This is a genomic window from Bradyrhizobium sp. LCT2, from assembly GCF_009931255.1.
Classification (GTDB): Bacteria; Pseudomonadota; Alphaproteobacteria; order Rhizobiales; family Xanthobacteraceae; genus Bradyrhizobium; species Bradyrhizobium diazoefficiens.
This window is the reverse complement of sequence record NZ_CP034432.1, coordinates 7069974-7093960: the sequence shown is the minus strand read 5'-3', so window position 1 is coordinate 7093960 and position 23987 is coordinate 7069974. Positions and strand designations below refer to the sequence as shown.

21 protein-coding genes are annotated in these 23987 nt (G+C 64.8%); 9 read left to right on the top strand and 12 right to left on the bottom strand.

The features are described 5' to 3' along the window. Positions 1-4: 4 nt before the first annotated feature. The 10 genes from EI171_RS33690 to EI171_RS33645 form a co-directional block, all read right to left on the bottom strand. Complete coding sequence (locus EI171_RS33690) at positions 5-1516, bottom strand: ABC transporter substrate-binding protein (protein WP_060911058.1); 1512 nt, start codon at positions 1514-1516, stop codon at positions 5-7. A gap of 23 nt (positions 1517-1539) precedes the next feature. Then, the gene (locus EI171_RS33685) at positions 1540-2643 is read right to left on the bottom strand and encodes an ABC transporter ATP-binding protein (protein ID WP_161535884.1); all 1104 of its coding nucleotides are present in this window, start codon (positions 2641-2643) and stop codon (positions 1540-1542) included. Next, entirely contained in the window at positions 2640-3629 is a 990-nt protein-coding gene (locus EI171_RS33680; protein ID WP_161535883.1) for an ABC transporter ATP-binding protein, read from the bottom strand. Before EI171_RS33680 ends, EI171_RS33685 begins: the two co-directional genes overlap by 4 nt. After that, positions 3626-4336 (bottom strand): DUF1028 domain-containing protein, encoded by a 711-nt coding sequence (locus EI171_RS33675; RefSeq protein WP_011085655.1) that lies wholly within the window; start codon positions 4334-4336, stop codon positions 3626-3628. Before EI171_RS33675 ends, EI171_RS33680 begins: the two co-directional genes overlap by 4 nt. Positions 4337-4346: 10 nt before the next feature. Then, positions 4347-6152: a gamma-glutamyltransferase family protein gene (locus EI171_RS33670; protein ID WP_011085656.1), complete on the bottom strand. Its 1806-nt coding sequence runs from the start codon at positions 6150-6152 to the stop codon at positions 4347-4349. A gap of 87 nt (positions 6153-6239) precedes the next feature. After that, the gene (locus EI171_RS33665; protein WP_028172431.1) at positions 6240-7229 is read right to left on the bottom strand and encodes an ABC transporter ATP-binding protein; all 990 of its coding nucleotides are present in this window, start codon (positions 7227-7229) and stop codon (positions 6240-6242) included. Beyond that, complete coding sequence (locus tag EI171_RS33660) at positions 7226-8212, bottom strand: ABC transporter ATP-binding protein (protein WP_161535882.1); 987 nt, start codon at positions 8210-8212, stop codon at positions 7226-7228. Before EI171_RS33660 ends, EI171_RS33665 begins: the two co-directional genes overlap by 4 nt. Positions 8213-8225: 13 nt before the next feature. After that, on the bottom strand, positions 8226-9197 hold the full coding sequence (locus tag EI171_RS33655) for an ABC transporter permease (protein WP_028172430.1): 972 nt from the start codon (positions 9195-9197) through the stop codon (positions 8226-8228). 10 nt (positions 9198-9207) lie between these two features. After that, the gene (locus EI171_RS33650) at positions 9208-10188 is read right to left on the bottom strand and encodes an ABC transporter permease (RefSeq protein WP_038965796.1); all 981 of its coding nucleotides are present in this window, start codon (positions 10186-10188) and stop codon (positions 9208-9210) included. A 104-nt stretch (positions 10189-10292) separates the two neighbouring features. Beyond that, on the bottom strand, positions 10293-11888 hold the full coding sequence (locus EI171_RS33645) for an ABC transporter substrate-binding protein (protein WP_011085661.1): 1596 nt from the start codon (positions 11886-11888) through the stop codon (positions 10293-10295). A 399-nt stretch (positions 11889-12287) separates the two neighbouring features. Here EI171_RS33645 and EI171_RS33640 point away from each other — a divergent pair, with 399 nt between their 5' ends. From EI171_RS33640 to EI171_RS33615, 6 genes are all read left to right on the top strand, one after another. Then, positions 12288-12545, top strand: coding sequence for a DUF6489 family protein (locus tag EI171_RS33640; protein WP_011085662.1), 258 nt, complete (start codon positions 12288-12290; stop codon positions 12543-12545). Beyond that, a complete protein-coding gene (locus EI171_RS33635) occupies positions 12545-13345 on the top strand; it encodes a triacylglycerol lipase (RefSeq protein WP_011085663.1) in 801 nt (266 codons plus the stop codon). Before EI171_RS33640 ends, EI171_RS33635 begins: the two co-directional genes overlap by 1 nt. Before the next feature lie 46 nt (positions 13346-13391). Next, entirely contained in the window at positions 13392-14942 is a 1551-nt protein-coding gene (locus tag EI171_RS33630; RefSeq protein WP_161535881.1) for a wax ester/triacylglycerol synthase family O-acyltransferase, read from the top strand. 10 nt (positions 14943-14952) lie between these two features. Next, complete coding sequence (locus EI171_RS33625; RefSeq protein ID WP_161535880.1) at positions 14953-15948, top strand: alpha/beta fold hydrolase; 996 nt, start codon at positions 14953-14955, stop codon at positions 15946-15948. Positions 15949-16077: 129 nt separating this feature from the next. Further along, positions 16078-19314, top strand: coding sequence for a bifunctional cytochrome P450/NADPH--P450 reductase (locus EI171_RS33620; RefSeq protein ID WP_161535879.1), 3237 nt, complete (start codon positions 16078-16080; stop codon positions 19312-19314). Positions 19315-19350: 36 nt separating this feature from the next. Next, positions 19351-20025, top strand: a complete 675-nt coding sequence (locus tag EI171_RS33615; RefSeq protein ID WP_161535878.1) for a spermidine synthase — start codon at positions 19351-19353, stop codon at positions 20023-20025. A 187-nt stretch (positions 20026-20212) separates the two neighbouring features. Here the strand turns inward: EI171_RS33615 and EI171_RS33610 are convergent, their stop codons facing one another. Beyond that, positions 20213-20677, bottom strand: coding sequence for a nuclear transport factor 2 family protein (locus EI171_RS33610; protein WP_161535877.1), 465 nt, complete (start codon positions 20675-20677; stop codon positions 20213-20215). Between the two features lie 131 nt (positions 20678-20808). Then, positions 20809-21723, bottom strand: a complete 915-nt coding sequence (locus EI171_RS33605; protein WP_161535876.1) for an alpha/beta fold hydrolase — start codon at positions 21721-21723, stop codon at positions 20809-20811. Between the two features lie 168 nt (positions 21724-21891). Here EI171_RS33605 and EI171_RS33600 point away from each other — a divergent pair, with 168 nt between their 5' ends. From EI171_RS33600 to EI171_RS33590, 3 genes are read left to right on the top strand one after another with little or no spacing between them, the layout of a single operon-like run. After that, a complete protein-coding gene (locus tag EI171_RS33600; protein WP_038965792.1) occupies positions 21892-22275 on the top strand; it encodes a hypothetical protein in 384 nt (127 codons plus the stop codon). Continuing rightward, the gene (locus EI171_RS33595) at positions 22272-23354 is read left to right on the top strand and encodes an alpha/beta hydrolase (protein ID WP_092186055.1); all 1083 of its coding nucleotides are present in this window, start codon (positions 22272-22274) and stop codon (positions 23352-23354) included. Before EI171_RS33600 ends, EI171_RS33595 begins: the two co-directional genes overlap by 4 nt. After that, positions 23351-23944: a GNAT family N-acetyltransferase gene (locus EI171_RS33590; protein ID WP_161535875.1), complete on the top strand. Its 594-nt coding sequence runs from the start codon at positions 23351-23353 to the stop codon at positions 23942-23944. The genes EI171_RS33595 and EI171_RS33590 overlap by 4 nt, the downstream gene beginning before the upstream one ends. The last annotated feature ends 43 nt before the right edge of the window (positions 23945-23987 follow it).

Sequence of the window (23987 nt, the reverse complement as noted above, 5' to 3'; positions counted from 1 at the left end):
GCGATCACTTGAACTTCAACCCGACCACGCGCACGAGGCCATCAGGCATCTGCCGGTAGCCCTCGAGCTTCTTCGTATGCGCGATCAGGAGCGTGCGATGATAGATGTAGATGATCGGCAGGTCGTCGAGCAGGATCTTGGTCAGCCTGGCGTAGATCGCCTTGCGCTCCTCGACATTCGATGTGGCCCGTCCCTCTTCCATCAGCTTGTCGGCCTCGGGGTTCGAGTACACGCCGTCGTTCTGCGGCGCCTTGCTGCGCATGAAGATGTAGGAATTGCCGTCCGGGTCGATGCGTCCGCTCCAGTTGATCTGGAACACCTGGAACTCGCCGGCCTGCGCCTGCTTGAAGGTGGTCGCGAATTCGACGACGCGGACCTTGATGTCGAAGCCTGCCTCGGCGGCCATGGACTGCACGACCTGGGCGACGGCCTCGTACTCGGTGCCCTTTGGTACCATGTAGTCGACGGTGACGGGCAGGCTGACACCGGCTTCCTTCAACAGCGCCTTGGCCTTGGCGATGTCGCGACCCGGAATGGGGAAAGCCTTCTGATAGTATGGATGCGTCGGGCTGACCCATTGATTGCCCGGCGTGAACTCGCCGTTGAATACGACCTGGTTGATGGCCTCGCGATCGATCGACAGGCTGAGTGCCTGGCGCACCTTCGCGGATTGGCTGAGTGGCCCCTTGGTCTTGTCGTTGCCGATGTTGATGGTCAGGCCCTGATAGCCGAGCTCGGGCGCCGTCGACAGCACCAGCTTGGGATCGGCGCGGACGTCCTTGATGTCGGTGGCGAGCACGCGCTCGATCAGATCGAGCCCGCCGGACTTGAGGTTGGCAAGGCGCACTGTGGCATCGACGATCGGCAGGAATACGACGCGATCGATATGGATGTTGTCCTTGTTCCAGTAGTCGGCGAACTTCTCGAACACCATGCGATCCTGCTGCACGCGCTCGACGAACTTGTAGGGACCTGCGCAGACCGGATGCAGGCCGAACTTGTCACCGGCCTCCTTCGCCGCCTTGGGCGAGACCATCATGCCGGAGCGGTCGGTGAGCTGGGCGATCAGGGGCGAGTACGGCGTCTTGAGCACCAGCTTGATGGTCAGGGGATCGACGACCTCGACATGGTCGACGCTGGCGAGCTCGGACTTCCGGAACGAGGCCGGCAGCGTCATGTGACGTTCGATCGAGAATTTTGCCGCTTCGGCGTCCAGCGGCTCGCCATCGTGGAATTTGACGCCTGGCCGGAGCTTGATCGTCATCTCCTTGCCGTCGGCCGACGTCTCGTGAGACAGCGCGAGCTGCGGCACGATGTTGAGCTTCTCGTCGATGTCGAACAGCTTGTCGCAGAACGCGGAGAATACGATGCGGCCGACATAGGTGCGGCCGATGCTGGGATCGAGGATGTCGGGGTCTTCGGCGATCCCGATGCGAAGCGTGGTCTGAGCCTGGGCCGTGCCCACGAGCGACGTCAGCAAGGCCGACGCCAGGATTGTCAAACGCATAAAGCTCATCGCTCTCGACCTCTGTTTCACGGCTATGCGGGGTCCGTCCCCAATGAACTAACCCCGCCGCCGCGTGCTGCTTCCGGACCGCCGCTGAAGGCGGCAACCAATTTTTCGAGAACCGGCGAGAAGCCGCCATCCATGGGGACGATGGCCGCGGAGGACGGCAGTTCCGACGTTCGGTGGCAAGCTGTTGCATGTCCGATGCCATCCGAGACAAGCTGAGGCATTTCGCTGCGGCAGCGGTCCACGACATAGGGACAGCGGGTGTGGAAGCGGCATCCCGGCGGCGGATTGAGCGCGCTGGGGATCTCCCCCTGGAGCACAATCCGGCTGCTTTTTGCCTGCGGTTTGGGCACGGGAATCGCGGACAGCAGGGCGCGGCTATAGGGGTGCCGGGGCGCGGCAAACAGCGCGTCCGCCTCCGCGGTTTCGACGATCTGTCCGAGATTCATCACCGCGACGTGGTCGGCGATGTGCTTGACCACGGCGAGGTCATGCGAGACGAAAATGTAGGCAAGGCCGAGCCGGTCCTGGAGCTCGCGCAGGAGGTTCAGGATCTGCGAGCGGATCGAGACGTCGAGCGCCGAGACCGGCTCGTCGCAGATGATCAATTTTGGCTCGACCGCGAGCGCACGGGCAATGGCGATGCGCTGGCGCTGGCCGCCGGAGAATTCGTGCGGATAGCGTCGCTCGAGCCGCGGCTCCAGCCCGACCAGCCGCAGGATTTCCGCGACCCGTTCGCGCCGCCGTGCGGGTGGGACGAGATCGTGCAGCGCCAGCGGCTCCGTCAGGATCTGGCCGACCGTCATGCGCGGATTGAGTGAGGCGTAGGGATCCTGGAAGATGATCTGCGCTTCGCGGCGGAAGGCGCGGAGCGCTCCGGCGTCGAGCGAGAGCAGGTCGCGGCCGTCGAAGCGCACAGTGCCCGCATCAGGCTCGATCAGCCGCAGCACCAGACGGCTGACGGTGGATTTGCCGCAACCGGATTCGCCGACCAGGGCCAGCGTCTTGCCGGCCTCGAGCGAGAAGCTGACGCCATCGACCGCCTTGACATGCGCGAGCGCCCGGCCGAACAGCGAGCGCTCGGCGACGAAATGCTTCACCAGACCTTCGACCTCGAGCAGCGCCATCATGACACCAGAAGTTCGAGCGGCGCGCGGATGCAGCGCGAGAGATGGCCCGGGGCGATTTCCACGAGCGGCGGCGGCGCCCTGGTGCAGGCGTCGAGAACGAAGGGGCACCGTGCGGCGAAGCGGCATCCAGCGGGCGGTTGCGCCATGTTCGGGACCATGCCTTCGATCGTCGCAAGCTGCTCGGCACGGTGGTCGAGCCGCGGGATCGAGCCGAGCAGGCCGACGGTGTAGGGATGTTGCGGGGCGGCGAACAATTCATCCACCGGCGCACGCTCGACGATCTCGCCGGCATACATCACCGCGACCTCGTCGCAGACCTCGGCGACCACGCCGAGGTCGTGCGTGATCAGGATGATCGCCGCACCGCTCGCCGCCTTCAACTCGCGCATCAGTTCAAGTATCTGCGCCTGCAGGGTGACGTCGAGCGCGGTGGTCGGCTCGTCCGCGATCAGGAGGCGGGGGTCGCAGGCCAGGGCCATCGCGATCATCACGCGCTGGCGCATGCCGCCGGAGAGCTTGTGCGGATATTCGTCGACGCGCCGTTCGGGCGAGGGGATGTGGACGCGGCGCAACAGCTCGATCGCGCGCTCCCGAGCGCTGCGCCGCGAGCCGCCGCGATGGCGCAGGATGGTCTCGATGATCTGGTCGCCGATGGTGAAGCTCGGGTTGAGCGAGGTCATCGGCTCCTGGAAGATCATCGCGAGCCGGTTGCCGCGGAGGTCGCGCAAGGTCTGGTCCGGGGTCTTCAGCAAATCGAAGCCGTCGAAGCGGATCGCGCCCGATATCTCCGTGCTTTGCTTCGGCAGCAATCCCATGATCGCGAGCGACGTCACGCTCTTGCCGCAGCCGGATTCGCCGACGAGGCCGAGCGTCGCGCCATTGGCGACGCTGAGATCTACACTGTCCACCGCATGGGTGACGCGGCCATCGTCGCCGTGGAAGCGGATGCGCAGATCCTTGATCTCGATGAGAGGGCTTGTGCTCATGATTGTCTTGCACGGGCCGCGGCGATGCTCGCGTCGATGACGCTGCGATCGGTGTTGCCGGCCGGGTTCTGCCGCGTCGGCATGGAGTTGCGGAAATGCACCCAGAGCTCGTGGCTGACCCGTTCGAGCCGCTCGAGCTCGCCGAGCGGATCGGAATGGTCGTCGGCGCGAATGTCCAGCGCCGGCCATTCCTCCTCGCCGTGGATCAGGAGCGCAGCAGACTGCTTGCCGCGTTTGTCGCCGCCGGCGGCTTCGCCCGCGCGCATCGCCGCGAGCAGGCGGCGCGGGAAGGGCAGGCTGTCATTGGCGATGTAGGTCTTGGCGGTCTCGTCGAGCACGTCGGCACCCGCGAGCATGTTGCCGGCGATGGAGAAGCCGCTGCCCGCGATGTGGCCGCACCAGTCGACGCAGTCGCGCCCGGTGTGCGCAGCAATCTCGCCGCTCGCGTCCATGATGTGGATCTGGCGGCTTTCGCGCCCGTCGTCGGTCGCGAGCAGGCTGGCGAGTACGTCATGCGCGTTCAAGCCTTCACGCAAGAGCTTGACGCCGTCGATGCCGTAATAGGGATTCACGAAGGCCTGGGTTGCGATCGCGCCGAGGCCGGCGGCGATATAGGGCACGCGCGCGCCGACGGCGAAGAAGCGGGTCGCAACCGCGATGCCGAACTGGCCGGTGGCAGGATCGCGTGCGATGATCGACCAGGTCATATTCTGTCCATCAGCGTCCTGCTGCGTAGCCTTGCATGCCGCGCGGATTGGCGGCGGCGCGGCGGCGCACCCCGACGCGCGAGGCCGCGGTGAGGCGGCCTTCCGACCAGTCGGGCCCGATCTCGACGATATGTCCGCGCTCGCGCAGATTCTCGATCGCTGCCTTCGGTACGCGGTTCTCGACCACGAGCACGCCGGGGCGCGCGGTGCGCGGCCAGAACGAGATCGGGAAATGCTCGGAATGCCAGGCCGGCGCGTCGATCGATTCCTGAAGATTGAGATTGCAATGGACGTGGCGCAGGAAGAATTGCGTGATCCATTGGTCCTGCTGGTCGCCGCCCGGCGAGCCCCAGGCGAGATACGGCTCGCCGTCGCGCAGCGCCATGGTCGGCGACAGCGTGGTGCGCGGCCGCTTGCCCGGCGCAAGCGCGGCGGGATGGTCTTCCTCCAGCCAGAACATCTGCGCGCGGCTGCCGAGGCAGAAGCCGAGCTCCGGAATGATCGGCGAAGATTGCAGCCAGCCGCCCGATGGCGTCGAGGAGACCATATTGCCGGCCTTGTCGATGATGTCGAAATGCACGGTGTCGCCGCGTACCTCGCCGAAGCGTCCGACCGTCGGCTCGCCGGCGCCGAGCGCGCCGACCGCTTCGCGCTGGCCTTCGGCGCGCCGCAGCTTGACGACACCGCCAAAGCCCTCGACCGAACCGGGGCGGAAGTCGAGCGAGGCCTTGTCGGTGACGAGCTTGCGGCGTTCGTCGTTATAGGCATCCGACAGCAGCGTCGCGATCGGGATCTCGCTGAACTTCGGATCGCCGTAGAACTTTTCGCGGTCGGCGAAGGCGAGCTTGGCGCATTCGATCTGGAGATGGATGAATTCCGGCCCGGTCGGGTCGAGTCCGTCGAGCGCAAAGCCCTTGAGCAGTGCGAGCTGTTGCAGCGTGACCGGGCCCTGGCTCCAGACGCCGGCCTTGCAGACAGTGTAGCGGCCATAGTCGTAGGTAAGCGGCGCCTCGATGGTCGGCTGCCAGCGCGCCATGTCGTCGGCCGAGAGAACGCCGCGATGCGGCGAACCGCTGACGTCCATCACCTCTTGCGTGCGGCAGAATTTGTCGATGGCTTCCGCGACGAAGCCGTGCGACCAGGCCCTTCGCGCACGCTCGATCTCGGCGTCGCGGCCACCGTCGCCGCTCTCGGCCTCGCTGAGAATGCGGGCGTAGGTCGCGGCCAGCGTCTTGTTGGTGAAGAGCGTGCCGGGTTTCGGCACCTCGCCATTGGGAAGATACACCGCGGCCGAGGTCGGCCAGTGCTTGCGGAATAGCTGCTCGACGGTCTGGATCGTGGCGCAGGCGCGCTCGACCAGCGGATAGCCGTCGCGCGCGTAGGAGATCGCGGGCTCCAGCACGTCGCGTACGCGCATGGTGCCGTAGTCTCGCAAGAGCATCATCCAGGATTCGAAGGTCCCGGGCACGCAGGCGGCGAGCAGGCCGGTGCCCGGCACCATGTCGAGGCCTTCGCTCCTGTAATGCGCGATGGTGGCGCGCGCCGGCGCCGGGCCCTGGCCACAGATCACCTCGGTGCGGCCGCGCTTCACGTCGTGCACGATGACAGGCACGTCGCCGCCGGGGCCGTTCAGATGCGGCTCGACCACCTGGAGCGTGAAAGCGGTGGCGACGCCGGCATCGAAGGCGTTGCCGCCCTTTTCCAGAATGGCCATGCCGACGGCGGTCGCGATCCAGTGCGTGGTGGCGACGACCCCGAACGTGCCCTCGATCTCGGGGCGCGTCGTGAAGGGATCCGGATTGACGTTGCTGGCCATGGGATTTCGTTACCTTAGTTGTGGCGCGCGCAATTGATCACAGGCGATGCCGTGCCGCCAATGCGCAGGCCGCATGGCACGCGCGCGTCACGCCGGGACCGGCGCGGTGTTAACCGCATGGCAGGCGACGCCGCCGATCAGTTCCGGGGCTTCCTTGCGGCAGAGATCGAACGCCAGCGGACAGCGCGGATTGAAGGCGCAGCCGGGCGGCGGATTGATCGGGTTCGGAATCTCGCCCTTGACCGGAATGCGCTGGCGGCCGCTCATGGCAAGATCGGGCACGGCGCCCAGCAGCATCTTGGTGTAGGGCATGCGCGGCCGGGCAAACAGCTCGCGGCCTTCCGCGATCTCGACGATGCGGCCGAGATACATCACGCCGACGCGGCTCGCCATGTGACGGACCACGGCGAGGTTGTGGCTGATGAACATGTAGGTCAGGCCGAACTTGTCCTGGAGGTCGCGCATCAGGTTCAGGATCTGCGCCTGCACCGAGACGTCGAGCGCCGAGGTCGGCTCGTCGCAGACGATGAACTCGGCATCGGACGCGAGCGCCCGCGCGATCGCGATACGCTGGCGCTGGCCGCCGGAGAACTCGTGCGGAAACTTCAGCCGGTCGTCGGGATGCAGGCCGACGAGGCTGAGCAGCTCGCCGACGCGCGCCTGGATGTCGCGCTCGCCCTGGATCAGGTCGAAGGCGCGGATCGGCTCGGAGATGATGGCATCGACCCGGAAGCGCGGATTCAGGCTCGCATAGGGATCCTGGAAGATCATCTGGATGCGGCGGCGCAGCTTTCGTCGCGCCGGCGCCTGCCGCGGATCCCCCATCGAGACGCCGTCGATCTGGACGTCGCCGGAGCTCGGCGGCAACAGGCCGACCACCATCCGCGCCACCGTGGTCTTGCCGGAGCCGGACTCGCCGACCAGCGCAAAGGTCTCGCCCTTCCTGATGTCGAAGGTGACGTTATCGACAGCCTTGAGATATTCGAGATGCCCGCCTTCCAGCACGCGGTTGAGCCAGGGCTTCGAGACATCGAAGACGCGGCGCAGATTTGTGGCCTGGACGAAAGGGGCGCTCATGCCGCGCTCTCCGCCGGCACATTGTCATAGAGATGGCAGGCGACCGATTGGGCGCCTTGCGGCAGTGGCTCGGGCCGATCGACACGACAGCGGTCGAATGCGAACGCGCAGCGCGGATTGAACGAGCATCCGCGCGGAATCGCCGACAGGCGCGGCATGGAGCCGGGGATCTGCACCAGGCGCTTGTCCTCGCCCGCGAGCGTCGGGATCGCGCCCATCAATCCTTTTGCGTAAGGATGCAGCGGGTTCCTCACGACGTCCTGCACTGGACCGATCTCGGCGACGCGGCCGGCGTACATCACCGCGACGCGGTCCGAGGTCTCCGCGATCACGCCCATGTCGTGGGTCACCAGCATCACCGCGGTGCCGTGGTCGCGCCCGAGCCGCTTGATCAGTGAGATGATCTGCGCCTGGACGGAGACGTCGAGCGCTGTGGTCGGCTCGTCCGCGATGATCAGCTCAGGCTCGGCGCAGATCGCGAGCGCAATCACGACGCGCTGGCGCATGCCGCCGGAGAACTCGTGCGGATAGCCGTCGATGCGCTTTTCCGGCGCGGGGATGCCGACTTCGGCGAGCAGGTCGATGGCGCGGCGGCGGGCCGCCTGTTCGGACAGATTGAGGTGGGTCCGGATGGTTTCCACGATCTGGTCGCCGACCCGGTACAGCGGATTGAGCGAGGTGAGGGGATCCTGGAAGATCATGCCGATGCGTTTGCCGCGGATGCGGCGCATCTCTTCCGGCGGCAGATTGTCGATGCGCAGGCCGGCGAGATGAATCTCGCCGCCGGCGATGCGGCCGGGAGGATCGATCAGGCCGATTACCGCGAGGCCGGTGACGGATTTGCCGGCGCCGGATTCACCGACCACCCCGAGCACCTCGCCCTTGGCGATGTCGAAGGAGACGTCGTCGATGGCGCGCAGCGTGCCGCGGCGGGAGGCGAACTCCACCTGGAGATTGTGCACGGAGAGAACAGGTTCGGTCATGGGCGACGCACACTCATCGAAGTTTCGGGTTGAGCGCGTCGCGCAGCCAATCGCCGAGCAGGTTGATGGAGAGGATCAGTGCGGCGAGCGCGAGCCCGGGGAAGGCGACGATCCACCATTCGCCCGCGAACAGATAGTTGTTGCCGATGCGGATCAGCGTGCCGAGCGAGGGCATGGTGTCGGGCAGGCCGACGCCGAGGAAGGACAGCGTCGCCTCGGTGATGATGGCGAGCGCGAGGTTGATGGTGGCGATGACCAGGATCGGGCCCATCGTGTTCGGCAGCACATGCCGCAGCATGATCACGGGCGCGGGCAGGCCGATCAGCTGCGCGGCGGCCACGTAGTCCTTGTTCTTCTCGACCATCACGGAACCGCGCACGGTCCGGGCATACCCGACCCAGAAACTCAGACCGATCGAGATCACCAGCACCACCAGCATGCTGGTGGCATCCAGCCGGTTGCCGAGGATCGATTTCGCGATGCCATTGACCAGCAGCGCGATCAGGATGGCGGGGAAGGTGAGCTGGACGTCGGCGATCCGCATGATCACGCCGTCGACCGCGCCGCCGAAATAGCCGGCCATCAGGCCGAGCGCGATGCCGAGCGCACCGGCGAAGATCACGCCGGCCACGCCGACGGCGAGCGAGATACGCATGCCGTAGAGGATGGCGGAGAACACGTCGCGACCCTGCTCGTCGGTGCCGAGCAGGAACGGGCTCTGGCCGTCGGCGGTCCACAGCGGTGAGATCCGCGAGTTCATCAGCTGAAGTTGCGCCGGATCGAACGGGTTCTGGACCGCAAGCCAGGAGGCAAAGATCGCGAGCAGGAAGAACAAGACCGTGATGGCGGCCGCAACCATGGTGAGCTTGGAGCGGCGGAAGGAATAGAAGACGTCGCTATCGAGCGCGCGGCTGAGCCAGCCGCGGGCAGCGTGGGTCGGCTGCGTGCTCTGCTTGTCGGAATTGGAGACGACTGCGTCTGACATGCAGATTGCCCTATGTCGCGCGGCCGACGGTCGAGCGCAGGCGCGGATCGACCACGGTGTAGAGGATATCGACCACCAGATTGATGGTGACGAAAATCAGCGAGACCATCAGCAGGTAGGCGGCCATAATCGGGATATCGACGTTTTGCACGGCCTGAACGAACAGAAGTCCCATGCCCGGCCACTGGAACACGGTTTCGGTGATGATCGAAAATGCAATAACCGAGCCAAACTGGAGCCCGGCTACCGTGATCACGGGAATGAGCGTGTTCTTCAGCGCGTGGCCGAAATGGATGGCACGGGTGGTGAGCCCCCGGGCGCGGGCGAAGCGGATATAGTCGGTTCGCAGCACTTCCAGCATCTCCGCCCGCACCAGCCGCATGATCAGGGTCATCTGGAATAGGCCGAGCGTGATCGAGGGCATGATCAGCGCCTTCAGGCCCGACAGCGTGAGCAGGCCCGTCGTCCACCAGCCGAGCTTGACCACCTCGCCGCGGCCGAACGAGGGCAGCCAGCCCAGCGTCACCGCGAACAGATAGATCAGGAGGATGCCGATCAGGAACGTCGGCAGCGAGATGCCGATCAATGAGACCGCCTGGAATAATTTGGCGAGCGCGGTGTCGCGCTTGAGCGCCGAATAGACCCCCATCAGGATGCCGAACACCATTGCGAACACGGTCGCGCAGATCGCAAGTTCCAGCGTCGCGGGCATGCGCTCCATCAACAGCGCCGAGACCGGCTGGCGGAACTGGTAGGAGACGCCGAACTTGAACTGCGCGGCATCGCCGAAATAGCGCACGAACTGCACCGGCACGGGATCATCGAGGCCGAGCGACTTGCGCACGGCTTCGCGTTCGGCCGCCGACGTGTCGATCGAGACGATCTGGTTGACGGGATCGCCGGCGAATCGGAACATCGAGAACGCGATGATGCCGACGGCAAACATGACGCCGATAGCCTGAACGGCGCGGCGTAGAGTGAAAGCGAGCATTTCTTCCACTGTCCTTGGGTGCGCTTACAGTCGACGACTTTGTCGGCCGGAAAAGGAAAGGTCCCGGAAGCCTGACGCTCCCGGGACCTCGTGTTCAACTGACGCTATTCCTTCTTGGTCGCCCAATGGAACATGACCAGATTGTCGGCGCGCTGCGGCAGGTTGACCTTCTTCGATACGCCCCAGGCCAGCGCCTGCTGGTGCAGCGGGATGTAGGACCAGTCCTTGTTGCCGATTTCGTAGGCCTGCTTGATCAGCTGGTTGCGCTTGGCGGTGTCGGTTTCGACCAGCACCTTGTCGGTGATGGCGTCGAACTCCTTGTTGCAGTAGCCGCCGAGATTGGCCTCGCCCCGTGAGGATTTCGCATCGTCGCGGCAGCCCATGATGTCAAAGAGCACGTTGTGGGAATCCATCGTGCTCGGCGTCCAGCCCAGCATGTAGAACGAGGTCTGGTAGCCGCCCTGCTTCAGCACCTTGGCGAAGTACTGTGCCTTCGGCTGCGCCAGCAGATTGATCTTGACGCCGATGCGGGCAAGCATGCCGACCACGGCCTGGCAGATCGCGGCGTCGTTGACATAACGATCGTTCGGGCAGTCCATGGTGACCTCGAAGCCGTCGGGATAGCCGGCCTCGGTCAGGAGCTTCTTGGCGCCGTCGGGATCGAATTTCGGCCGCGTGAATTCCTTGGACAGTATGAACAGCTCCGGCGCGATCATCAGCGCCGACGGCGTCGCCAGCCCGCGCATCACGCGCGTCTTGATCAGCTCGATGTCGATCGCCTTGTAGAACGCCTCGCGGACCTTGATGTCCTTGAACGGGTTCTTGCCCTTGATGTTGGAGTAGAGCAGCTCATCCCGCATCTGGTCGAAGCCGATGAAGATGGTGCGCAGCTCCGGCCCCTTCAGCACCTGGGCATTCGGGCTGGAATCGACGCGGGAGATGTCCTGGATCGGCACCGGCTCGATGACGTCGACTTCGCCGGAGAGCAGGGCGGCGACGCGGGTGGCGTCGGAGGAGATCGGGGTGAAGATGATCTCCTTCAAATTGCCTTCGACCTTGCCCCAGTAATTGGGATTGGCCTTGAACACCGTCTTCACGCCGGGCTGATGGCTCTCGATGATGAAGGGGCCGGTGCCGTTCTCGTGGAGCGAGGCGTAGCTCGGCGTGGTCGCTGCCACCGGCGTCGGGTCGACGACGTTGTTCTCCTCGGCCCATTTCTTGTCCATGATGTACCAGACATCCCACGCGTTATGCAGGATGGGGTTGGGCGAGGGCAGGACGAAATCGACGGTGTAGTCGTCGACCTTGACCACCTTGACGTCGGGCGCAAGGCGGGTCTGCATGTTCGACCCTTTCTTGCGGACGCGATCGGCCGAGAACACCACGTCGTCGGCGGTGAACGGGTCGCCATTGTGGAACTTCACGCCCTTGCGCAAATGGAAACGCCAGCGGGTCGGCTCCGGAGTTTCCCAGCTTTCCGCCAGCGCCGGAATGATCTTGAGGTCCTTGTCGCGCGCGGTGAGGCCTTGATAGACGTGACCGAGATGAGCGTGGGTGGTGCTCTCGTTGAGCGTATAGGGATCGAGCGACTTCAGGTCACCCTGGTTGGCATAACGTAGCGTCTGGCTCGACGCCGGCGAGACCGCCAACGCAAGCGTACCGGCGAGCGTCGCCGCAAACAGAGTTCGTCCGACTGACATTCTTGACCCTCTCCACTCTGCCGCGCCGTGATTTTTGATTGTTCGGCGGGGCTGATCGATCCATGTTGCCCAGAGTTCACGACCCGTGCAAGCGCCATTCCAGCAAGGAACGCGCCAAGTTGCACCGCTGTGCAGCAATGCTGACCGGCAATCCAGGGGAGGCTGGCGCGCGAACGACATTCGACTTTCGACCTGTGAAGTCCCGGGGTAAAGGGAAATTGGCCATGTCGGCCGTTGGCGTCTCAGCCGTCCGAGCTGCGGTCGCGGCCGAGCAATTTGATTGACCATACCCGCCGATTGCGGGAGCCGGCGCCCCGCGGCGCGTCTAAGGTCGCTTGCGTTGCACACCGTGTCGCGGCGATACTCCAACAGAGTGCTCGAATCTCATCCGGAGGGGACATGAAAGTTAACATCGAAATCGACTGCACCCCCCTCGAGGCCCGTCAGTTCTTCGGATTGCCGGACGTCTCGCCGATGCAGATTGCCGTCATGGACAAGCTGCAGCAGCAGGTCCTGAGCAATATCGACAAGGTCTCGCCGGAATCGCTGATCCAGAGCTGGTTCACGTTCGATCCGAAGCTTGCCGAGCGGTTTCAGGACATGTTCGTCACCATGGCCGGCCTCGGCGGAACGCGCAGCAGCGATAAGAAGAAATAATGTCGGCCGGGCGGGACGGGCCGCAAGCGTCTGACCGGCTTCGTCCGCCGGGCCTTGGTTTGCTGCTCGCCGAAGCCCGCGGCCTGTTCGAGTTGAACGCCAGCCTGCTGTTGTCGCCGTTGCTGATGCGCGCGCCCAGAGGCGACGGCCATCCGGTGCTGACGCTGCCGGGCTTTCTCGCCAGCGATCTTTCGATGGCGCCGATGCGGCGCTATCTGAGCGAGCTCGGCTATGAGGCACATGCCTGGCGGATGGGCCGCAATCTCGGCGGGCTGGGGCGGATGCGGGAGGCCTTGCGCACCCGTCTCGCCGAGATCCACGCCGCGAGGGGGCGCAAGGTCAGCCTGGTCGGATGGAGCCTCGGCGGCGTCTATGCCCGCGATCTCGCGCTCCAGGCGCCCGACATGGTCCGTTACGTCATTACGCTCGGCAGTCCTTTTGCCAACGACGTGCGGGCGACCAACGCCACGCGGCTCTATGAGGCGCTGTCCGGCGAGCGGGTCGAGGATTTTGCCGAACTGCGCGAGGCGATCGCCGGCGATCTGCCGGTGCCGGCGACGTCGATCTATTCCCGCGCCGACGGCGTCGTGAACTGGCGGACCTGTCTGTTGCGCCCCTCGGACCATGCCGAGAACATCGAGGTGCACCTGGCGAGCCATATCGGGCTCGGCGTTAACCCCGCCGCGCTGTGGGCCGTGGCGGACCGGCTGGCGCAACCGGAAGGGGAGTTCTGGCCATTTGACCGGGCAGGGCCGTTTGCCATTGCATATGCCCCGCCGGAGCGGGCAATATCGGCCTGACGAGAAGCGCCGTCCAAGGCGCCCGTCGAATACTCGGGAGGGAACCATGGCTGACGGTAAGAAGCTGTCGTCGCTGGATGCGTCGTTTCTCTATCTGGAAACGCCGGAAATGCCGATGCATGTCGGCAGCATGGCGATCTTTCGCCTGCCCGACGATTACAAGGGCGACTTCTTCGAAGACTTCAAGGCGATGATCGTCTCGCGCCTGCACATCGCGCCGATCCTGAAGGCGCGGCTGGAGAAGGCCCCGCTCGACATCGACCATCCCTCCTGGGTTGAGGACGATCAGTTCGACATCGACCGTCACATCTTCCGCGCCAGCCTGCCGCAGCCGCGCGACCGCGCCACGCTCGAACGCATCGTCGGCTGGATGCACGCCAAGCTCTTGAACCGCGCCCGCCCGCTCTGGGAATTCTACGTGTTCGAGGGCATGAAGGACAATGAGGTCGGGCTCTATTCCAAGATGCACCATGCCGCCATCGACGGCGGTGCCGGCGCGGCGCTGACCAACATGATCTACGACATCTCGCCGATCCCGCGGAAGGTCGATCCGCCGGCGGCGGGAGCCAAGCCGGGGCAGGAGCCGCGTGACATCGCCGCCAACCTGCTCGATTCCTATCAGCAGCTCTTCAGCCAGCCGCTCGATGCTTCGGCCGCTGCGAAGAACCTGCAGCTGCCGCGCACCGGCAAGAGCGACATCGGCTCGATCCTGTTCGACAATGCGATGTACCAGATCGAGAGCGCGGTGCGCTTCGCCGGCAACATCCCGACCGTGCTCAAGAGCGTGTCCGACGTGCTCGGCAAGGTCGCCGATCCGAAGTCGCGCGAGAGCCTGGCCAGCATGGTGTCGCCGCCGACCATGCTCAACAAGACCATCTCCTCGGAGCGCAGCTTCGCCGGCGTGTCGATCCCGCTGTCGCGGGCGAAGGCGCTGGCCAAGCAGGCCGGCGGCAAGCTCAACGACGTCGTGCTGGCGCTCGCCTCCGGCGTGGTCCGCCGCTATCTCCAGCAATATGGCACGCTGCCGGCGAAATCCTTGACCGCCGCCGTGCCGATCTCGCTGCGCGAGGAAGGCAACACCGAGGCCAACAACCAGGTGTTCGGCATGATCTGCGCGATCGCCACCGACATCGACGATCCCAAGGCCCGACTGGAGGCGATCATCGCGCAATCGACCAAGTCCAAGGAGATGTCGCATCCGCTGCGCGCCCTGATGCCGCAAGTGTCCAACATCTCGATGCTGGGCGCGCCGATCATGGTGCAGATCCTGGCCTTGCTCTACAGCCGCTCGAACCTGTCGGACGTGCTGCCGCCGGCCGCCAACATCACGGTGTCCAACGTACCCGGGCCGCGGCAGACGCTCTACGCCGCCGGCGCGGAGCTGCTGCATATCTTCCCGGTGTCGATCTCGACGCACGGGCAGGCGCTCAACATCACGGTGCAGAGCTATCGCGACCAGCTCGATTTCGGTTTCATTGTCGGTGCCAACATCATTCCGCATGTGCAGGTGATGTGTGACATGCTGCCCGAGGAGTTTGCTGCGCTGGAGGCGGCCTATGCGCCGCTAGCGGCCGACATCAAGGGCGCTGCTGAGTAGGAATGTCCCGATGATCGAAATGCCGCCGCTCAAGTTCGTGCAGACGAACGGAATCCGCATGGGTTATTACGAGGCGGGTCCGGTCTCCGACACCCCGCCGATGGTGCTGTGCCATGGCTGGCCGGAGCTCGCCTTTTCCTGGCGCCATCAGATCAAGGCGCTGAGCGAGGCCGGAATCCGGGTGATCGCGCCGGACCAGCGCGGTTATGGCGCGACCGACCGGCCCGAGCCGGTCGAGGACTACGATATCGAGCACCTGACCGGCGACCTCGTCGGTCTGCTCGATCATCTCGGGATCGACAAGGCGATCTTCGTCGGCCACGACTGGGGCGGCTTCATCGTCTGGCAGATGCCGCTGCGGCATATCGGCCGCGTCGCCGGCGTGGTCGGCATCAATACCCCCCATACCAACCGGGCCTGGGCCGATCCAATCGAACTCCTGCGCGCACGGTTTGGCGACAAGATGTACATCGTGCAGTTCCAGGACCCGTCGCGTGAGGCCGACAGGATTTTCGGCAGCCGCGTCGAGCAAACCTTCGATGCGTTCATGCGCAAGCCGGCGCCGCGCCCGCCCGATGCACCGGCAGAGGAAGTGATTGCCGGGGTGGGCGCTTCGCCGCGGGTCAATCTGGCGTTTCCGCAGATGATTGCGGCCTATGACGCCAAGCACGATCCGCGTACGCCGATCCTGTCGCCGGAAGAGAAGAAGGTGTTTGTCGACAATTTCACCAGGACCGGCTTTACCGGCGGCATCAACTGGTACCGCAACATGTCGCGCAACTGGGTGCGCGCCGAAGGGCTCGATCATACGGTACGCGTGCCGTCGCTGATGATCATGGCCGAGAACGACGCGGTGCTGCCGCCGTCTTCCGCCGATGGCATGGACAAGCTGATTCCCGATCTCGAAAAATATCTGGTCCGCGACAGCGGCCATTGGACGCAGCAGGAGAAGCCGGACGAGGTCAGCGCCAAGCTGATCGAATGGCGTAGAAGGCGGTTTGGGTGACGATGCCGTCGTCAGTGTAAATGGAACGTCATTCCGGGGCGCCCGAAGGGCGAACCCGGAATCTCGAGATTCCGGGTTCGATGCTGCGCATCGCCCCGGAATGACGCGATCAGGGGGAAGCGCACGTCAATGTCATCCAAGAACCGTCTGGACCCGATCCCGCAGCCGCCGACCAAGCCGGTGGTCGGCAATATGCTGTCGCTGGACTCGGCGGCTCCCGTGCAGCACCTGACGCGGCTCGCCAAGGAGCTCGGCCCGATCTTCTGGCTCGACATGATGGGCTCGCCGATCGTCGTCGTCTCGGGCCACGATCTCGTCGACGAGCTGTCCGACGAGAAGCGCTTCGACAAGACGGTGCGCGGCGCGCTGCGGCGCGTGCGTGCGGTCGGCGGCGACGGCCTGTTCACGGCCGACACCAGGGAGCCGAACTGGAGCAAGGCGCACAACATCCTGCTCCAGCCGTTCGGCAACCGCGCGATGCAGTCCTACCACCCGAGCATGGTCGACATCGCCGAGCAGCTCGTCCAAAAATGGGAGCGGCTCAACGCCGACGACGAGATCGACGTCGTCCACGACATGACCGCCCTGACGCTGGACACGATCGGCCTGTGCGGCTTCGACTACCGATTCAATTCGTTCTACCGGCGCGACTACCATCCCTTCGTCGAGTCGCTGGTGCGCTCGCTCGAAACCATCATGATGACGCGGGGTCTTCCGTTCGAGCAGATATGGATGCAGAAGCGGCGCAAGACCCTCGCTGAAGACGTCGCCTTCATGAACAAGATGGTTGACGAGATCATCGCGGAGCGCCGCAAGAGCGCGGAGGGGATCGACGACAAGAAGGACATGCTCGCGGCGATGATGACCGGCGTCGACCGCTCGACCGGCGAGCAGCTCGACGACGTCAACATCCGCTACCAGATCAACACGTTTTTGATCGCCGGCCACGAGACGACAAGCGGCCTGTTGTCCTACACGCTCTATGCGCTCCTGAAGCATCCCGACATCCTCAAGAAGGCCTATGATGAGGTCGATCGCGTCTTCGGTCCAGATGTCAACGCGAAGCCGACCTATCAGCAGGTGACGCAGCTCACCTACATCACGCAGATCCTGAAGGAGGCGTTGCGGCTGTGGCCGCCGGCGCCGGCCTACGGCATCTCACCGCTCGCGGACGAAACCATCGGCGGCGGCAAGTACAAGCTCAGGAAGGGCACGTTCATCACCATTCTGGTGACGGCGCTGCATCGCGATCCCTCCGTCTGGGGGCCGAATCCCGATGCCTTCGATCCCGAAAATTTCAGCCGCGAGGCGGAGGCCAAGCGGCCGATCAATGCCTGGAAGCCGTTCGGCAACGGTCAGCGCGCCTGCATCGGCCGCGGCTTCGCCATGCACGAGGCGGCGCTCGCGCTCGGCATGATCCTCCAGCGTTTCAAGCTGATCGACCACCAGCGCTACCAGATGCACCTGAAGGAAACGCTGACGATGAAGCCGGAGGGCTTCAAGATCAAGGTTCGTCCGCGCGCCGATCGCGAGCGCGGTGCCTATGGCGGGCCTGTCGCGGCTGTGTCCTCGGCGCCGCGAGCACCGCGTCAGCCGACGGCGCGGCCCGGCCACAACACGCCGATGTTGGTGCTGTACGGCTCCAATCTCGGCACCGCCGAAGAACTCGCGACACGCATGGCCGACCTCGCCGAGATCAACGGCTTTGCCGTGCATCTCGGGGCGCTCGACGAATACGTCGGCAAGCTGCCGCAGGAGGGCGGCGTGCTGATCATCTGCGCCTCCTATAACGGAGCGCCCCCGGACAATGCGACGCAATTCGTCAAATGGCTCGGCAGCGACCTGCCCAAGGATGCCTTTGCCAATGTGCGCTACGCCGTGTTCGGCTGCGGCAACAGCGACTGGGCCGCGACCTATCAATCGGTGCCGCGCTTCATCGACGAGCAATTGTCGGGGCATGGCGCGCGCGCGGTCTATCCGCGCGGCGAAGGCGATGCGCGCAGCGATCTCGACGGCCAGTTCCAGAAATGGTTCCCGGCAGCCGCGCAGGTCGCGACCAAGGAGTTCGGCATCGACTGGAACTTCACCCGGACCGCGGAGGACGATCCGCTCTACGCGATCGAACCTGTCGCGGTGACTGCCGTCAATACCATCGTCGCACAGGGCGGCGCGGTGGCGATGAAGGTGCTGGTCAATGACGAGCTTCAGAACAAGAGCGGATCCAATCCGTCGGAGCGCTCGACGCGCCATATCGAGGTGCAGCTGCCATCCAACATCACCTACCGCGTCGGCGATCATCTGAGCGTCGTTCCGCGCAACGATCCGACGCTGGTTGATTCGGTCGCCCGCCGCTTCGGTTTCCTGCCGGCCGACCAGATCAGGCTTCAGGTGGCCGAAGGCCGCCGTGCGCAATTGCCGGTCGGCGAGGCCGTGTCGGTCGGCCGCCTGCTCAGCGAGTTCGTCGAGCTGCAGCAGGTGGCGACGCGGAAGCAGATCCAGATCATGGCCGAGCACACGCGCTGCCCGGTCACCAAGCCGAAGCTGCTGACCTTCGTCGGCGAGGAGGCCGAGCCGGCCGAGCGCTATCGCACCGAGATTCTGGCGAGGCGCAAATCGGTGTACGACCTGCTGCTCGAATATCCGGCCTGCGAATTGCCGTTCCACGTCTATCTGGAAATGCTCTCGCTGCTGGCGCCGCGCTATTACTCGATCTCTTCCTCGCCTTCGGTCGATCCGGCGCGGTGCAGTATCACGGTCGGCGTCGTCGAGGGGCCGGCCGCTTCCGGGCGCGGCGTCTACAAAGGCATCTGCTCGAACTATCTCGCCAACCGGCGCGCGAGCGATGGGATCTACGCGACGGTGCGCGAGACCAAGGCCGGCTTCCGGCTCCCGGACGATTCATCCGTGCCGATCATCATGATCGGCCCGGGCACGGGACTGGCCCCGTTCCGCGGCTTCCTCCAGGAGCGCGCCGCGCGCAAGGCGAAAGGCGCTTCGCTTGGCCCGGCCATGCTGTTCTTCGGCTGCCGTCACCCCGATCAGGATTTTCTCTACGCCGACGAGCTGAAGGCACTGGCGGCAAGCGGCGTCACCGAGCTCTTCACCGCGTTCTCGCGCGCGGCCGGACCGAAGACCTATGTGCAGCATGTGCTCGCGGCGCAGAAGGACAAGGTCTGGCCGCTGATCGAGCAGGGCGCCATCATCTACGTCTGCGGCGACGGCGGCAAAATGGAGCCCGACGTGAAGGCAGCGCTCGTTGCGATCCGTCGCGAGAAGAGCGGTAGCGATGCCGCCACGGCCGCGCGCTGGATCGAGGAGATGGGCGCGACGAATCGCTATGTGCTCGACGTCTGGGCGGGCGGTTAGGCCGGGCTACGAAGCAAATCGTGCTAAAGCTCTCGCATGATTCCCTGGGAAAAACTCGATACCGCCAAAATCCCCGGCTCCGACGAAGAGCTCCGCCTGATGCGGCGGGGCAAGGAGTTCTCGATCAAGCTCGGCACCAACGAGCTGATGAACAATCGCCTGTCGGGCTCGGAGGCCGCACTTGCGACGCTGGCGGCGAAGCAGATCGAGACGGTCGTCAAGCCCGTCGTCCTGATCGGCGGCCTCGGCATGGGCTTTACGCTGCGCGCGGCGCTGGCCGTGCTCGGAGCTAAGGCGAAGATCGTGGTGTCCGAGCTCGTGCCGGCGGTGGTTGCCTGGGCGCGAGGTCCGATGGCGGAGGTTTTTGGCGACAGCCTCGACGATCCCCGTGTCAAGATCCGGGAGACCGACGTTGGAGAAATCATCCGCGCGCAGCGATCGGCCTTCGACGCCATCCTCCTCGACGTCGACAACGGGCCGGAGGGGCTGACCCGGAAGGGCAATGATGCGCTCTACAACGCGGGCGGGTTGAAGGCGGCCAAGACGGCGCTGCGGTCGGGCGGCGTGCTCGCCGTCTGGTCGTCGGGGCCCAACCCGGCATTCACCAGGCGCCTTAGGAGCGCCGGCTTCGACGTGAATGAAGTCAATGTCCGCGCCACCGGCAGAGGCGGCGGCGCGCGTCACGTGATCTGGATCGCGCGGAAGAGCTAGGCGGTTCTTTTGCGCTGCGCTTGATCCGGCCTGCGCATCCACGATGTCAGAATCGTAAGGTGGGCAAAGCGACTTGTCCGCCGTAACTCGAAGAGCGTAGGCGGAAGCGTGCCCACCAGTCCAGTTAGAGGTGTCGATGGTTGGTGGGCACGGCGCGCGAAGGGCGCGCCTTTGCCCACCCTACGAGCTAGAACATCGTGTTGTTGTTCGCGGGATTTTCGGGGATCGGCTGTACGACGTCCCAGTGCTCGACGATCTTGCCGTTCTCCAGCTTGAAGATGTCGACGATCGCGTTGCCCCTTGTGCCGGGCTCGCGAACCGCGTGCACGTGGAGAATGACATAGTCGCCGTCGGCGAAGGAGCGCTTGATCTCGCTGTGCGAGTTCGGAAACTTTTCACGAAGGAAGCCGATGAACTTCCGAAAGCCGTCCGGACCATCGGCTGCATTTGGATTGTGCTGCACATAGCGATCGCCGACATGGGCGAGGGCGGCATCGGCGTCCTTCTGATTGAGGCCCTTCTCGTAGAAGGCAAGCACGGCGGTACGGTTGGCTTCTTCTTGCGCGCTGGCCGCGCTTGCGGCGCCGTTGCCGAGGAACAGCATGAGAATGGAGGCCGCAATCTTTGCGACCGGCCGGACGATGGGATGCATGTGAACTCCGAGAGGCCGCAGCCTCTTTCTCTTGCGACTGAGGGAGGCTTGTATAGCTTCCGTGCCGGCGTGCGTTAAGAGAGTAACCGGCAGCTCACATGGTTACCGTGAGGAGACTGCTCGCGTCGGGTCTACGCCGCCTGTGCGGCCGCTCCATGCGCGTGCTTGTCGATGGCGCCGATAATCTTGGGCCAGAAACGCATCGGCAGCGCGTGGCCCATGCCTTCGACCATCAACAGCTTCGCGCCCGGAATTGATGCGGCCGTGTCCTTGCCACCTTCGGGATGGACCAAGGGATCAACCGTGCCGTGGATCACCAGCGTCGGCGTCTTCACGGCATGCAGCCGCTCCTTGCGGCTGCCCGAGGCAAGCACGGCGCGGAGCTGCCGGCCGACACCGGCCGGATTGAGCCCGCGCGCGAACACGCGCTCGGCACGATCAGGGTCGAGTGCTTCCTCTTCCGGAAAGGCCCCGGCGCGCAACACCTTCCAGGTCTGTCCGAAGCGGACGACGAACTCCTCCTTGCTGCGCGGCGGCGGCGCCATCAGCATGGCGGCGGCCTCGCGTGTCGGCGGCGGCACGCGCGGATTGCCCGTCGTCGACATGATCGAGGTCAGCGAGCGCACGCGCCCGGGAAACGACAGCGTCACCTCCTGCGCGATCATGCCGCCCATGGAGGCGCCGACCAGATGCGCCGACTTGATGCCGAGCGCGTCCATCAGGCCCACGGTGTCCCTGGCCATGTCGATCAGCTTGTAGGTTGCGGCTACGGGAATCCTGAGGAAGCGGAGCTTCAAGAGCTCGAGCGGCGTCAGCCGCTTGCCGCCCGCGAGATGGCTCGACTTGCCGATGTCGCGGTTGTCGAAGCGGATCACGCGAAAGCCGTGCACGGCGAGCTGCTCGCAGAACGCATCGTCCCAATGGATCATCTGCGCCCCGAGCCCCATGATCAGCAGCAGCGGCTCGGCGTTGTCGTTGCCAAATATCTCGTAGCAAATGTCGATGCCGTTGGCGCGGACGGTCTGGGGCGGCTGATGGGCGTTCACGGGCGCGGTCCCTCCTGCTGATCGACGCTGTATCGCACGGATTCCCGCCGCAAAGAAGCGGCGCGCGCATCAGCGCACCCGCTGCTTGCCGGTTGACCGGCACCGCGCAACGGTGTGGTATGGCGAAAAAAGAAGGGCATCGCAGCTCTCGATACCAGGAGGACGCCGATGACCGACAAGACCAACGACCCCGTTGCCGTGTGGCAGAAGATGGTTGGCGAGATGGAGAAGGGGTTCAACTCTTTCGCCAATCAAGCCATGTCGTCGCCTGAGTTCTCGCAAGCGATGAATCGGGCCGGCGGCGTTGCTGCAGGTGCTCAGAAGCAGCTCGGCGAGCTCATGGAGAAATACCTCGTCAGCATGAATCTGCCGAGCCGGGAGCAGGTCACGGGTCTTGCGGAACGGCTGCAGTCGATCGAGGTCCAGATCGGCGAGATGAAGTCGATGCTGAGCCAGATGGCGGCAGGTTCCGGACTGTCGCAAGGCTTCGACGGTGCGCCGCGGCCGCCGCGGACGAAACGCCCGCCCTCCGAAGGCGGAGAGCCCAAATGAACGCGCCGACGGGACTTGATTTCGCCTCCATCCCGGAGCGCATCCAGTCCGAGGTGCAGCGCGCAATCCAGCGCAGCATCAAGGGCGTGGAATATTTCTCGACCTCCGGCCCGACGCTAGGCTCGACGCCGAAAGACGTGCTGCATTCACGCGGCACGATGAGCCTCTACCACTATCGGCCGATGTCGGACGAGATCTACCGGGTGCCGGTGCTGATCGTGATGGCGACCACCAATCGAGGCTACATCCTCGACCTCGTGCCCGGCCAGAGCTTCATCGAGTTCCTCCTGAGGCGCGGCTACGACGTCTACATGCTCGACTGGAGCGCGCCGCGTCCGGAAGAGAAGAGCCTGCGCATGGAGGACTACGTCCTCGACTTTATCCCGGATTGCGTCCGCCGCGTGCAGCAGGATTCCGGCGAGCAGGACGTCTCCGTCATCGGCTACTGCTTCGGTGGCGTGCTGTCGCTGCTCTACGGCTCGATCCACAAGGACGGGCCAATGAAGAACTTGATCTGCTTCACTACGCCGATCGACTTCCGCGAGATGAAGCTGTTCTCCAATTTCTCCGACCGCCGCTATTTCGACGTCGATCGCCTTGTCGACAGCGTCGGCAACGTGCCGCCGGAGATGATCCTGTCCTCGTTCGAGATGCTGCGCCCGGCCTCGCGCACGGTGAGCCAGATCCAGCTCTGGGAAAACATCTGGAACGACGAGTTCGTCAAGTCCTACCGGATGTTCGACCGCTGGGCGACCGATACGCTGCCGCTGGCGGGCGAGTATTTCCGCACCATCACCAAGGACCTGATGTGGGACAACAAGCTGTTCAACGACACCATGTCGGTCGGCGGCCGTGCGGCGAAGCTCGAGGATATCAAGGTGCCGATCCTGCATGCGGTCGCCGAGCACGACCACATCGTGCCCTATGATGCCGCAAAACATTTGATCGCGAAGATTGGATCGGCGGACAAGGAAGAGGTGATGCTGAAAGGCGGTCACGTCTCGCTGGTCGCCGGCGCCAACGCGGTGAAACGGCTGTGGCCGAAACTGGACTCCTGGCTGGGGAAGAGATCGACATGAGTGAGCAGCGTTCCTATCCGCGTCAGGTCAAGACCGACGCCGGCGAGATCGAGATCCGCTTGATGTCGCCTGCGGACGAAGCCGCGGTGCTCGCCTTTGGCAAGGGCCTGCCGACGCACGATCTGCTCTTCCTGCCCCGCAACATCAGCGAGCCAAAAGTGCTCTCGGCCTGGGTCAAGGAGATCGAGCGCGGTGCGATCACGAGCCTGCTCGCCGTGAAGGACGGCAAGGTCGTCGGCTGCGGCACGCTGGTGCGCGATCCTCATTCCTGGTCGCCCCATGTCGGCGAGATTCGCATGGTGGTCTCGCTCGACGTGCGCGGGAAGGGGGTGGGGCGGGCGCTGTCGCAGGAGACCTTTGCGCTCGCGCTCGGCGCAGGCCTGGAAAAGCTCTCGGTCCAGATGACGGTCGACCAGCAGGCGGCGATCGCGGTGTTCGAAAGCCTCGGCTTCAAGGCCGAGGCGCTGCTGCGCGACCACGTCCGCGACGTCGACGGCAAGACCCACGACATTGTCGTGCTCGGCCACAACATCGCGCAGGTCCAGGCTCAGATGGAGGCCTATGGGCTGCCAGGCGCCGTCCAGCACTAAAGACCGCGATCAGGCACGCGTTCGCCGGGATTGGTGAGGGAGG

Excerpts from the sequence above, each read along its gene's own strand:
- EI171_RS33690 (WP_060911058.1), bottom strand. The coding sequence starts at position 1,516 with ATGAGCTTTATGCGTTTGACAATCCTGGCGTCGGCCTTGCTGACGTCG.
- EI171_RS33685 (WP_161535884.1), bottom strand. The coding sequence starts at position 2,643 with ATGATGGCGCTGCTCGAGGTCGAAGGTCTGGTGAAGCATTTCGTCGCC.
- EI171_RS33680 (WP_161535883.1), bottom strand. The coding sequence starts at position 3,629 with ATGAGCACAAGCCCTCTCATCGAGATCAAGGATCTGCGCATCCGCTTC.
- EI171_RS33675 (WP_011085655.1), bottom strand. The coding sequence starts at position 4,336 with ATGACCTGGTCGATCATCGCACGCGATCCTGCCACCGGCCAGTTCGGC.
- EI171_RS33670 (WP_011085656.1), bottom strand. The coding sequence starts at position 6,152 with ATGGCCAGCAACGTCAATCCGGATCCCTTCACGACGCGCCCCGAGATC.
- EI171_RS33665 (WP_028172431.1), bottom strand. The coding sequence starts at position 7,229 with ATGAGCGCCCCTTTCGTCCAGGCCACAAATCTGCGCCGCGTCTTCGAT.
- EI171_RS33660 (WP_161535882.1), bottom strand. The coding sequence starts at position 8,212 with ATGACCGAACCTGTTCTCTCCGTGCACAATCTCCAGGTGGAGTTCGCC.
- EI171_RS33655 (WP_028172430.1), bottom strand. The coding sequence starts at position 9,197 with ATGTCAGACGCAGTCGTCTCCAATTCCGACAAGCAGAGCACGCAGCCG.
- EI171_RS33650 (WP_038965796.1), bottom strand. The coding sequence starts at position 10,188 with ATGCTCGCTTTCACTCTACGCCGCGCCGTTCAGGCTATCGGCGTCATG.
- EI171_RS33645 (WP_011085661.1), bottom strand. The coding sequence starts at position 11,888 with ATGTCAGTCGGACGAACTCTGTTTGCGGCGACGCTCGCCGGTACGCTT.
- EI171_RS33640 (WP_011085662.1), top strand. The coding sequence starts at position 12,288 with ATGAAAGTTAACATCGAAATCGACTGCACCCCCCTCGAGGCCCGTCAG.
- EI171_RS33635 (WP_011085663.1), top strand. The coding sequence starts at position 12,545 with ATGTCGGCCGGGCGGGACGGGCCGCAAGCGTCTGACCGGCTTCGTCCG.
- EI171_RS33630 (WP_161535881.1), top strand. The coding sequence starts at position 13,392 with ATGGCTGACGGTAAGAAGCTGTCGTCGCTGGATGCGTCGTTTCTCTAT.
- EI171_RS33625 (WP_161535880.1), top strand. The coding sequence starts at position 14,953 with ATGATCGAAATGCCGCCGCTCAAGTTCGTGCAGACGAACGGAATCCGC.
- EI171_RS33620 (WP_161535879.1), top strand. The coding sequence starts at position 16,078 with ATGTCATCCAAGAACCGTCTGGACCCGATCCCGCAGCCGCCGACCAAG.
- EI171_RS33615 (WP_161535878.1), top strand. The coding sequence starts at position 19,351 with ATGATTCCCTGGGAAAAACTCGATACCGCCAAAATCCCCGGCTCCGAC.
- EI171_RS33610 (WP_161535877.1), bottom strand. The coding sequence starts at position 20,677 with ATGCATCCCATCGTCCGGCCGGTCGCAAAGATTGCGGCCTCCATTCTC.
- EI171_RS33600 (WP_038965792.1), top strand. The coding sequence starts at position 21,892 with ATGACCGACAAGACCAACGACCCCGTTGCCGTGTGGCAGAAGATGGTT.
- EI171_RS33595 (WP_092186055.1), top strand. The coding sequence starts at position 22,272 with ATGAACGCGCCGACGGGACTTGATTTCGCCTCCATCCCGGAGCGCATC.
- EI171_RS33590 (WP_161535875.1), top strand. The coding sequence starts at position 23,351 with ATGAGTGAGCAGCGTTCCTATCCGCGTCAGGTCAAGACCGACGCCGGC.